At 59.4% G+C, this 10342-nt stretch carries 8 protein-coding genes and 1 pseudogene; all 9 read right to left on the reverse strand.

Going from position 1 to position 10342, the window contains the following annotated elements; all coding sequences use genetic code 11:
- Positions 1-9 precede the first annotated feature (9 nt).
- Entirely contained in the window at positions 10-2040 is a 2031-nt protein-coding gene (locus ACIOVB_RS08830; protein WP_401266774.1) for a pyridoxamine 5'-phosphate oxidase family protein, read from the reverse strand.
- A gap of 44 nt (positions 2041-2084) precedes the next feature.
- On the reverse strand, positions 2085-2711 hold the full coding sequence (locus ACIOVB_RS08835) for a glutathione S-transferase family protein (RefSeq protein ID WP_401266777.1): 627 nt from the start codon (positions 2709-2711) through the stop codon (positions 2085-2087).
- A 104-nt stretch (positions 2712-2815) separates the two neighbouring features.
- Positions 2816-3742, reverse strand: coding sequence for a LysR family transcriptional regulator (locus ACIOVB_RS08840; protein ID WP_401266780.1), 927 nt, complete (start codon positions 3740-3742; stop codon positions 2816-2818).
- 74 nt (positions 3743-3816) lie between these two features.
- Entirely contained in the window at positions 3817-5649 is a 1833-nt protein-coding gene (glmS, locus tag ACIOVB_RS08845; RefSeq protein ID WP_401266783.1) for a glutamine--fructose-6-phosphate transaminase (isomerizing), read from the reverse strand.
- A gap of 2 nt (positions 5650-5651) precedes the next feature.
- A complete protein-coding gene (locus ACIOVB_RS08850; protein WP_064116539.1) occupies positions 5652-6428 on the reverse strand; it encodes a DeoR/GlpR family DNA-binding transcription regulator in 777 nt (258 codons plus the stop codon).
- A 163-nt stretch (positions 6429-6591) separates the two neighbouring features.
- Positions 6592-7959 (reverse strand): bifunctional UDP-N-acetylglucosamine diphosphorylase/glucosamine-1-phosphate N-acetyltransferase GlmU, encoded by a 1368-nt coding sequence (gene glmU, locus ACIOVB_RS08855; RefSeq protein WP_401266785.1) that lies wholly within the window; start codon positions 7957-7959, stop codon positions 6592-6594.
- Positions 7960-8077: 118 nt separating this feature from the next.
- A complete protein-coding gene (locus tag ACIOVB_RS08860) occupies positions 8078-8503 on the reverse strand; it encodes a F0F1 ATP synthase subunit epsilon (protein WP_016772407.1) in 426 nt (141 codons plus the stop codon).
- A 45-nt stretch (positions 8504-8548) separates the two neighbouring features.
- Positions 8549-9927, reverse strand: a pseudogene (atpD, locus tag ACIOVB_RS08865) (F0F1 ATP synthase subunit beta).
- Between the two features lie 27 nt (positions 9928-9954).
- Positions 9955-10342: F0F1 ATP synthase subunit gamma (locus tag ACIOVB_RS08870; protein WP_401266788.1), on the reverse strand; the 388-nt coding region annotated here is incomplete at its 5' end.

Consider the following 10342-nt stretch of genomic DNA (forward strand, 5'->3'; position numbering starts at 1 on the left):
GGATCAGGTTTAAAGATCCAGCACCAGCGGCTGCTCACTCTGCGCCGGCACCGCACAGCAAATCAGCACATGTCCCGCCTCAGGTATTTCGGCCGGTACCTGTGGATAATTCACCGCGCCACTGACCAGCCGCGTCTTGCAGGTGCCGCACGAACCACCGCGGCAACTGAACTCCGGACGCAATCCGCGACTTTCCGCCAGCTCCAGCAAACTGCCGCCGTCCGGTTGCCAGCGTGCTTCCTTGGCTGAGCGTTCGAATACCACCGGCACCGATTGGGTGGCAGCCGGTGGTTGCTCAAGGACGATCGCGTCCGCATCGGCACGCCGCTTGAGCGTCGAAGGGCCGAAGGTTTCGGCGTGAATCTGCGCGTCGCGCACATCCAACTCGCGCAAACTGTCGTACAGGCCTTGGGTGAAAGCGCCGGGGCCACACAGAACAAAGTCGATCTGATCGTAATCCTCGACCTCCAGCAGATTCCTCAGCACCGCTTCATCGATGCGCCCGTGCAGGTCGAAATCCTCGCCCTCGTGCGCATCCGCTTCCGGCTGACTGAGCAAACGCAGGACCCGCACCGCATCACCAGCACTTTCCAGCAGACGATCCAGTTCCTTGCGAAACGGCTGATCGGCCAGGCTGCGCGAACTCTGCAGCAACCACGTCGGACGAATCCTGCGCGTGCGCAACCCCTGATAAATCACCTCACGCAGCATCGACAGTATCGGCGTGATACCGACCCCGGCCGCCAACAACACCAGCGGCCGGCGCTCCAGCGGCGCCACGGTGAAATGCCCTTGCGGCGCGCGCGCCTCCAGCACATCACCCACCTGGATCTGCTCATGCAGATGGTTCGACACGCGCCCGTCGCGCTTCACACTGATCCGGTAAAAACCATCCGATGGCGCACTCGACAGGCTGTAGGTGCGGATGTGTACTTCGCCGTCGAGGGTAAACCGCAGTGGCAGATGCTGACCCGCGAGAAACACCGGCAAACCGGCGCCATCGTCCGGCTCCAAGTAAATCGAGCGGATGTGGCGGCTCTCCATTTCAATCTTTGCTACCCGCAACGGCCGCCACTGGTTGCCCAAAGCCTGCGCTTGCAAACGCGCGTCGGCCTCAGCCCAATTGCCGGTCAACAGACTGGTGGGCGACATGCCGTCGAAGCGCCAGCGCAAGGCCAGCGCCGCCGGACGCCGCACCAGTTTCTGCACCTCAAATGTCCACAGCCGCTCCGCGCCCTGAAACGCCTTGATCTGCGGCCCTTCCAGAATAATTTCGGTGCGCCCGCTCAATTGCAGCAAGTCACCTGTGGAAAAGTCGATGAACAGCAAGCCAGCCTTGGGGTTGAGCAGCAGATTGCCGAGGGTGTTGAAGTGCAGGTTGCCGGCAAAGTCGGGGATGGTCAGGCGATTGCCTTCCACCCGCACAAAACCGGCCTGGCCGCCTCGGTGGGAAACGTCCACAGCACGCTGGCCGTCGGCGTCCACATAACTGGCGACAAAGAACGTGTCGGCGCCTTCGATCAGGGTGATGGCCGCGTCATCAAGCGCATCGGAATGCTGAGCAGGCCGGGTCTGCGGATCGCTCAGCGGGACGCGCTGGAATTGACGCAGCTGGATGTATTGCGGGCAGTTGCCGAACGCTTGATCGACGCTCACCTCGAAACCGTCGGTGCCGAGATGATCGACATGGCCATTAAGGCGATTGCGCCGACGGGTGTGCAGTTCGATGCCGAGCAATCCGATAGGCTCGCCGTTACGCAACTGCGCCGGATCATCGGCAGCAGGCAGACTTGCGAAGTGCAGATGCTCAGGATCGGGCGAATGGGCAAACCCAGACGCGCCTTCGAGCACACTGGCCCAAGGACGACCATCAACATCGACCGCGCCGTACACCATGAAAGGCAGTTGCTGATAGAACTCACGGTGCTGATCCGGCATCCAGGTGCGAATCACCTTACGCCCGAATGCCTCCATGCGTTCGGCAACACCGACATGCGCCTGCAACTGTTGCTCGCCAGCGTGCCACGGTGAACGTTCCATCACGACCTCCCCCTGCGCCGTCGGCACAGTGTGAATTGCGAGCATCAGACTGAAGTTTGCAGACCGGCGACGGTGCGCGGCATCGCGACAAAACCGGGCAGCGCTTCGATTCGAGCCAGCCAGGCGCGCACATTGCCGTAGTCATCCAGCGACACATTGCCTTCCGGCGCGTGGGCGATATAACTGTAGGCCGAAACGTCGGCGATGGTCGGCTCGCTGCCCGCCAGATAGGGCGTATTGCCCAACTCGACGTCCATCACCTTGAGCAGGTTGTGTGCACGGGAGATCACCTCTTCAGCATTGAATTTCGCGCCGAACACCGTGATCAACCGCGCCGCCGCCGGGCCAAAAGCGATCGGACCGGCCGCTGCCGACAACCAGCGCTGTACCCGTGCGGCACCCACCGGATCGCTTGGCAACCAACGACCTTCACCGTACTTTTGCGCCAGATAGACCAGAATCGCGTTGGAATCAGCCAGCACCACGCCATTGTCATCAATGGCCGGCACCTGACCGAAACTGTTGATGGCGAGATAGGCCGGTTGTTTGTGCTCACCTTTGGCCAGATCAACAAAGATCAGCTCGGTCGGCAGTTGCAACAGGGACAACATCAGCTCTACCCGGTGGGCATGGCCGGAACGGGGAAAGTTGTAGAGTTTGATCGCTTGCATGGTCGACTCCGCTGGATGATCGCACTGCCCGAGGGTGGCAGCGCCGATGGAAGCCATCTTCCACCTATCTTCGAAGCAACAGAATCACCAGCATTCGCAATCGATTATTTCTTCTCGTGCAATAACGCTACGTTTTTCAGCGCCGGATGCTCACGCAGAGCGTTCACGGTGAAATCAACAAAACTGCGCACCCGCGCCGGCGCCTTGCGCCCGCCCTGATACACCACATGGATCGGCAGCGGTGGCAGTTCGAATTCCGCGAGGACGATTTCCAGTTCGCCGGCCGCGACCTTGCTCGCCACTTGATAGGACAGCACTCGAGTCAGCCCCAGCCCCAGACACGCAGCCGTGATCGCGGCCTGATTGGCGGTGACCACCAAGCGCGGCTCGGGACGCACGATCAGCGGTTCACCTTGTTCCAGAAACGGCCAGTTCCGCATCTGACCGGTGGCCGAAGTCGCCACCACGGACAAACCGGCCAACGCCTGAGGATGGTTGGGCCGGCCGTGCTCTGCCAAGTATTGCGGCGAACCACAGACCACTCGCCGCACTTCACCCACGCGAATCGCATGCTGATTGCTGTCCGCGAGCTCGCCGATACGCACGGCTACATCGATGCCCTCTTCAACCATGCTGACGACCCGGTCAACCAACACGGCGTTGATCGAAACGTCCGGATACTGCGCCAGATAACCCGCCATCACCGGGGTAACGAACAACTCGCCGAACAACACCGGCGCCGTCACCGTCAATTGCCCACGGGGCTGGGCGTGACTGCCCGCCGCGGAATCCTCGGCTTCCTGCACCTCGGCGAGAATTCGTCGACAGTCCTCCAGATAACGCTGCCCCGCTTCGCTCAGATGCACACTGCGGGTGGTACGGATCAGCAACTGCGTACCGATCCGCTGCTCCAGCGCTGCTACCGCGCGGGTAACACTGGCGGCCGACAGGCCGAGGCGCCGCGCGGCTGCGGAGAAACCTTGGTCTTGGGCGACGGCGGCGAATACCTGCATTTCCTGGAAGCGATCCATGGATACCTCGAATCAGATACAAAAATCGCAGCCGAAGCTGCGATTTTTTTGGGTCGAATTTAGCTGTGGATAACTTATTCCACAGTCACCGACTTCGCCAGGTTACGCGGCTGATCAACGTCCGTCCCCTTGAGCACAGCAACGTAGTACGACAGCAGTTGCAGCGGAATGGTGTAGAGGATCGGCGAGAGGATGTTGTGGATATGCGGCATTTGCACGACGTGGGTGCCTTCGCCGTTGGTCATCCCGGCTTTTTCGTCAGCGAACACGATCAGTTCGCCACCACGGGCGCGTACTTCCTGCAGGTTAGACTTGAGCTTCTCCAACAGTTCGTTGTTCGGCGCCACAGTGACTACTGGCATGTCGTTATCCACAAGCGCCAGCGGGCCGTGTTTCAACTCGCCCGCCGGGTAGGCTTCGGCGTGGATGTAGGAGATTTCCTTGAGTTTCAAGGCACCTTCCATCGCCACCGGGAATTGTGCGCCGCGACCGAGGAACAGGGTGTGGTTCTTCTCGGCGAACAGTTCGGCGACTTTTTCCACAGTACTGTCCATCGCCAGCGCTTCGCCCAGACGTGTCGGCAGGCGACGTAGCTCTTCCACCAGCGTGGCCTCAACGCCATTTGCCAGACTGCCACGTACTTGGCCCAGCGAAAGGGTCAGCAACAACAGGCCAACCAGTTGCGTGGTGAAGGCCTTGGTTGAAGCCACGCCGATTTCGCGACCGGCCTGGGTCAGCAGGGTCAGATCGGATTCGCGCACCAGCGAACTGATGCCAACGTTGCAGATCGCCAGACTGGCGAGGAAGCCCAGCTCTTTAGCGTTGCGCAACGCGGCCAGGGTGTCGGCGGTTTCGCCGGACTGGGAGATGGTGACGAACAGGGTGTCCGGCTGCACCACCACTTTGCGGTAGCGGAATTCACTGGCGACTTCGACCTGGCAAGGGATGCCGGCCAGTTCTTCAAGCCAGTAACGCGCAACCATACCGGCGTGGTAACTGGTGCCACAGGCGACGATCTGCACGTTGCGTACTTTGGCGAACAGCTCGGCGGCTTGCGGACCGAAGGCTTGCACCAAGACTTGATCGTTGCTCAGACGACCTTCAAGGGTGCGCTGCACCACCGCCGGCTGCTCGTGGATTTCCTTGAGCATGTAGTGGCGGAATTCGCCTTTGTCGGCGGCTTCAGCACCGTCGCTGTATTGCACAGTCTGGCGCTCTACGGCGTTGCCGTTCACGTCCCAGATCTGCACGTTATCGCGGCGAATTTCGGCGATATCGCCTTCTTCCAGATACATGAAGCGGTCTGTGACCTGACGCAGAGCCAGTTGATCGGAAGCGAGGAAGTTCTCACCCAGACCCAGACCGATCACCAGCGGGCTACCACTGCGGGCGGCGACCAGGCGATCAGGCTGCTTGGCATTGATCACTGCCAGACCGTAGGCACCGTGCAGTTCTTTGACGGTGGCTTTGAGGGCGACGCTGAGGTCAGGCTGCGCCTTGAGTTTTTCGCTGAGCAGGTGGGCGATGACTTCGGTATCGGTGTCCGAAGTGAATACGTAGCCCAAGGCTTTCAATTGCTCACGCAGGGCTTCATGGTTTTCGATGATGCCGTTGTGCACCACCGCGATGTCGCCGGAGAAATGCGGGTGCGCGTTGCGCTCGCACGGGGCGCCGTGGGTTGCCCAACGGGTGTGGGCAATACCGAGACGGCCAACCAACGGATGCTCGGCCAATGCCGCTTCCAACTCGCTGACCTTGCCCGGACGGCGCATGCGCTCGAGGGTTTCGTCGTTGGTGTACACCGCCACACCGGCGCTGTCATAGCCGCGGTATTCAAGGCGCTTGAGGCCTTCGAGCAGGATGGCGGTGATATTACGTTCAGCAACTGCGCCGACAATTCCACACATGCTTATTTCTCCTGACTGACAGCCGCGCAAATCACGGTGATACCGCGGGCCTGAATCTGATCGCGTGCATCAATGGGCAGGCGATCATCGGTAATGAGGGTATGGACGCTGCTCCATGGCAGTTCCAGGTTGGGAATCTTGCGGCCGATCTTGTCGGCTTCGACCATCACGATCACTTCCCGCGCCACTTCAGCCATCACCCGGCTCAGGCCAAGCAATTCGTTGAACGTGGTGGTACCGCGCACCAGATCGATCCCATCGGCGCCGATAAACAATTGGTCGAAGTCGTAGGAGCGTAGTACCTGCTCTGCAACCTGACCCTGGAAGGATTCCGAATGCGGGTCCCAGGTGCCGCCGGTCATCAGCAGCACGGGCTCGTGTTCGAGTTCGCTCAAGGCATTGGCCACGTGCAGGGAGTTGGTCATGACCACCAGACCCGGCTGCTGGCCGAGTTCGGGAATCATGGCAGCGGTGGTGCTGCCGCTGTCGATGATGATGCGCGCGTGTTCGCGGATACGTTTCACCGCTGCGCGGGCGATGGCCTGTTTGTACTTGGAAACGCTTTGCGCAGTCTCCGCGACCAGTTCCTGAGGCATGGTGATCGCCCCGCCGTAGCGGCGCAGCAACAGACCATGGCTCTCAAGCGCGGCGAGATCCTTGCGAATCGTAACTTCGGAGGTTTCGAAGCGCTTGGCCAGCTCATCCACACTGACTTCGCCCTGCTCATTGAGCAAGGCGAGAATGTTGTGGCGGCGTTGCGGCGTGTTGCGTTTCGACATGGCGGCGGCTTAAGTTTCGATTCGAAAGATAACGGAAGCAATCAAAACCTATCGGCTATGAATCGTCAACCCGGAAGACAAAAAAAATCGCAGCCACCGGTCAGCTCCGTTGAAGAGCTGCCGAATGCTGCGATCTATTGATCTTTAAACCGCTGTGGATAACTCAGCCCTTCTTGATCTTCTCAGGCCGCTTCCAGCCATCAATATTCTTCTGCCGTGCGCGACCGACGGCCAACTGTGCGTTATCCACATTCTGGGTGATGGTCGAACCGGCCGCGGTGGTCGCACCGTTGGAGATATCCACAGGTGCTACCAACGAGTTGTTTGAACCGATGAAGACATCCTCGCCCAGCACGGTTTTCCACTTATTGGCGCCATCGTAATTGCAGGTGATGGTGCCAGCGCCAATGTTGGTGCGCGCACCGATTTCGGCGTCACCCAAGTACGTCAGGTGTCCGGCCTTGGCGCCTTCGCCCATGTGGGCGTTTTTAAGCTCAACAAAGTTACCCACATGGGCACGGGCATCCAGCACAGTACCCGGACGCAGGCGAGCAAACGGACCGGCATCACTGCCCTCACCCAGAATCGCGCCTTCGATGTGAGAATTCGCCTTGATCACCACGCCTTTGCGCAGGGTACTGTCCTTGATCACGCAGTTAGGGCCAATGATCACGTCGTCTTCAATGACCACATTGCCTTCGAGGATCACGTTGATATCGATCAGCACGTCGCGACCAACGGTGACTTCGCCGCGCACGTCGAAGCGCGCCGGGTCACGCAGAGTGACGCCTTGTGCCATCAGGCGACGACCGGCGCGCAATTGGTAATGACGCTCCAGTTCGGCCAGTTGCTTGCGGTCGTTGGCGCCCTGCACTTCCATCGGATCGTGCGGTTGCTCGGTGGCTACCACCAGACCATCACTGACCGCCATTTCGATGACGTCGGTGAGGTAGTACTCGCCCTGTGCGTTGTTGTTCGACAGGCGGCTCATCCAGTCGGCCAGACGATTGGCCGGTACCGCGAGAATACCGGTGTTGCCTTCGGTGATCGCGCGTTGCGCTTCGCTGGCATCTTTATGCTCAACGATTGCAGCGACCTTGCCCTCAGCGTCTCGGACGATGCGGCCGTAGCCCGTTGGATCGTCCAGTTCGACAGTCAGCAAACCCATCTGCCCTGGCACAACGTGTTTGAGCAGGCGTTGCAGGGTTTCGACTTCGATCAGCGGCACGTCACCGTAAAGAATCAGCACGGTGTCGGCAGTAATGAACGGCACGGCCTGAGCAGTGGCGTGCCCCGTGCCCAATTGCTTGTCCTGCAGCACGAAATTCAAATCGTCAGCCGCCAGACGCTCACGCACCACATCGGCACCGTGACCAATAACTACGTGAATACGCAGTGGATCGAGCTGGCGGGCGCTGTGGATAACATGACCCAGCATGGAATCGCCGGCAATCGGATGTAGCACTTTCGGCAGTGCCGAGCGCATACGAGTGCCTTGACCGGCCGCGAGGATAACGATTTCGAGAGACATGACTGGCTACCAATCCTGGGTGGTCAGCAACTGCGACCGGGGTTGTTAAAATCGGAAAAGAAAAAAGGGTAGCCGAGGCTACCCTTTTTTATCAATCACACAACAAGTGGCTGACGGATTAACCGCCAAACTTCTTGCGGATCTGCTGGACGGTGCGCAGCTGAGCTGCAGCCTCGGCCAGACGTGTGGCAGCGGCGCCGTAATCGAAGTCCGCGCCTTTTTCGTTCAGGGCATTCTCGGCAGCCTTGAGAGCTGCTTGAGCCTGAGCTTCATCCAGGTCGGCAGCACGTTGCACGGTGTCGGCAAGAACCTTGACCATGTTCGGCTGAACCTCGAGGAAACCGCCGGAGATGTAGAACACCTCGGCTTCCCCGCCTTGCTTGATCAGGCGGATAGGACCCGGCTTGAGATTAGTGATCAGCGGCGCGTGACCCAGAGCGATACCAAGATCACCCAGTGCACCGTGCGCAATCACCATCTCGACCAGGCCGGAAAAGATTTCCCCTTCCGCGCTGACGATATCGCAATGGACTGTCATAGCCATCTGATTGCGTCAACCTAAATTAGCGACCGTTGCCGGGCGCCGGGATTACAGTTTCTTGGCTGTCTCGATCGCTTCTTCGAGGCCGCCAACCAGGTAGAACGCTTGTTCTGGAGGTGGTCGTAGTCACCGTTGAGGATGCCTTTGAAGCCAGCAATGGTGTCTTTCAGGGAAACGTATTTACCCGAAGCACCGGTGAAGACTTCAGCCACGAAGAACGGCTGCGACAAGAAGCGCTGGATCTTACGAGCACGGTTAACCAACTGTTTGTCGGCTTCCGACAGCTCGTCCATCCCCAGGATCGCGATGATGTCTTTCAGCTCTTTGTAACGTTGCAGAACGTACTGGACGCCGCGAGCGGTGTCGTAGTGGTCCTGGCCGATTACGTTCGGATCCAGTTGGCGCGAAGTCGAGTCCAGTGGATCCACTGCTGGGTAGATACCCAGGGAAGCGATGTCACGGGACAGAACGACGGTGGCGTCCAAGTGGGCGAAGGTGGTCGCTGGCGACGGGTCGGTCAAGTCGTCCGCAGGTACGTATACCGCTTGGATCGAGGTGATCGAACCTTCCTTGGTCGAAGTGATACGTTCTTGCAGAACGCCCATCTCTTCAGCCAGGGTCGGCTGGTAACCTACTGCCGAAGGCATACGGCCCAGCAGTGCGGATACTTCAGTACCGGCCAGGGTGTAACGATAGATGTTGTCGACGAACAGCAGAACGTCGTTACCTTCGTCACGGAACTTCTCGGCCATGGTCAGGCCGGTCAGTGCTACGCGCAGACGGTTACCCGGCGGCTCGTTCATCTGACCGTAAACCAGTGCCACTTTGTCCAGAACGTTGGAGTCCTTCATCTCGTGGTAGAAGTCGCGACCCTCACGAGTACGCTCACCCACACCGGCGAACACGGAATAACCGCTGTGCTCGATGGCGATGTTACGGATCAGTTCCATCATGTTTACGGTTTTGCCTACACCGGCACCACCGAACAGACCGACTTTACCGCCTTTGGCAAACGGGCAAACCAGGTCGATAACCTTGATGCCGGTTTCCAGCAGGTCGTTGCCGCCTGCCTGTTCAGCGAACGAAGGCGCTGGACGGTGAATGCCCCAACGCTCTTCGGTGTCGATCGGGCCAGCTTCGTCGATCGGGTTACCGAGGACGTCCATGATCCGGCCCAGAGTCGCTTTACCGACCGGTACGGAGATGGCTGCGCCAGAGTCGGTAACTTCCAGACCGCGCTTCAAGCCCTCGGTGGAACCCATCGCAATGGTGCGAACCACGCCGTCGCCCAGCTGTTGCTGAACTTCCAGAGTGGTTGCGGCCGCGCTTTGAACTGTCAGCGCGTTGTAGATGCTCGGTACGCTGTCGCGTGGAAATTCCACGTCGATAACGGCGCCGATGATTTGAACGATACGTCCGCTACTCATAGCTGGATCCTCTGAATATTTGAACCGTTAAACCGCGGCAGCGCCGCCGACGATGTCCGAGATCTCTTGGGTGATCGCTGCCTGACGCGCCGTGTTGTAGATCAGCTGTAAATCGCTGATCAAATCACCGGCGTTGTCGGTAGCGTTCTTCATCGCGATCATCCGCGCAGCTTGCTCAGCCGCGTTGTTCTCGACCACCGCCTGGTAGACCTGCGACTCGACGTAACGGACCATCAAGCCATCAAGCAGCTCTTTGGCATCCGGTTCGTAGAGATAGTCCCAGTGGTGCTTGAGATCCTGATCAGGGGTCGCCACCAATGGAATCAACTGCTCCACGGTAGGCTGTTGCGTCATGGTGTTGATGAACTTGTTGGACACCACGGACAGGCGGTCAATACGGCCGTCCAGGTAGGCA

This window comes from Pseudomonas sp. NPDC087639 (assembly GCF_044743385.1).
In the GTDB taxonomy this organism is placed as follows: domain Bacteria; phylum Pseudomonadota; class Gammaproteobacteria; order Pseudomonadales; family Pseudomonadaceae; genus Aquipseudomonas.

What these genes read in the sequence shown, in the direction of transcription:
- ACIOVB_RS08840 (WP_401266780.1), bottom strand. Translation starts at nt 3,742, where the DNA reads ATGGATCGCTTCCAGGAAATGCAGGTATTCGCCGCCGTCGCCCAAGAC.
- glmS (WP_401266783.1), bottom strand. Translation starts at nt 5,649, where the DNA reads ATGTGTGGAATTGTCGGCGCAGTTGCTGAACGTAATATCACCGCCATC.
- ACIOVB_RS08860 (WP_016772407.1), bottom strand. Translation starts at nt 8,503, where the DNA reads ATGGCTATGACAGTCCATTGCGATATCGTCAGCGCGGAAGGGGAAATC.
- ACIOVB_RS08830 (WP_401266774.1), bottom strand. Translation starts at nt 2,040, where the DNA reads ATGGAACGTTCACCGTGGCACGCTGGCGAGCAACAGTTGCAGGCGCAT.
- ACIOVB_RS08850 (WP_064116539.1), bottom strand. Translation starts at nt 6,428, where the DNA reads ATGTCGAAACGCAACACGCCGCAACGCCGCCACAACATTCTCGCCTTG.
- glmU (WP_401266785.1), bottom strand. Translation starts at nt 7,959, where the DNA reads ATGTCTCTCGAAATCGTTATCCTCGCGGCCGGTCAAGGCACTCGTATG.
- ACIOVB_RS08835 (WP_401266777.1), bottom strand. Translation starts at nt 2,711, where the DNA reads ATGCAAGCGATCAAACTCTACAACTTTCCCCGTTCCGGCCATGCCCAC.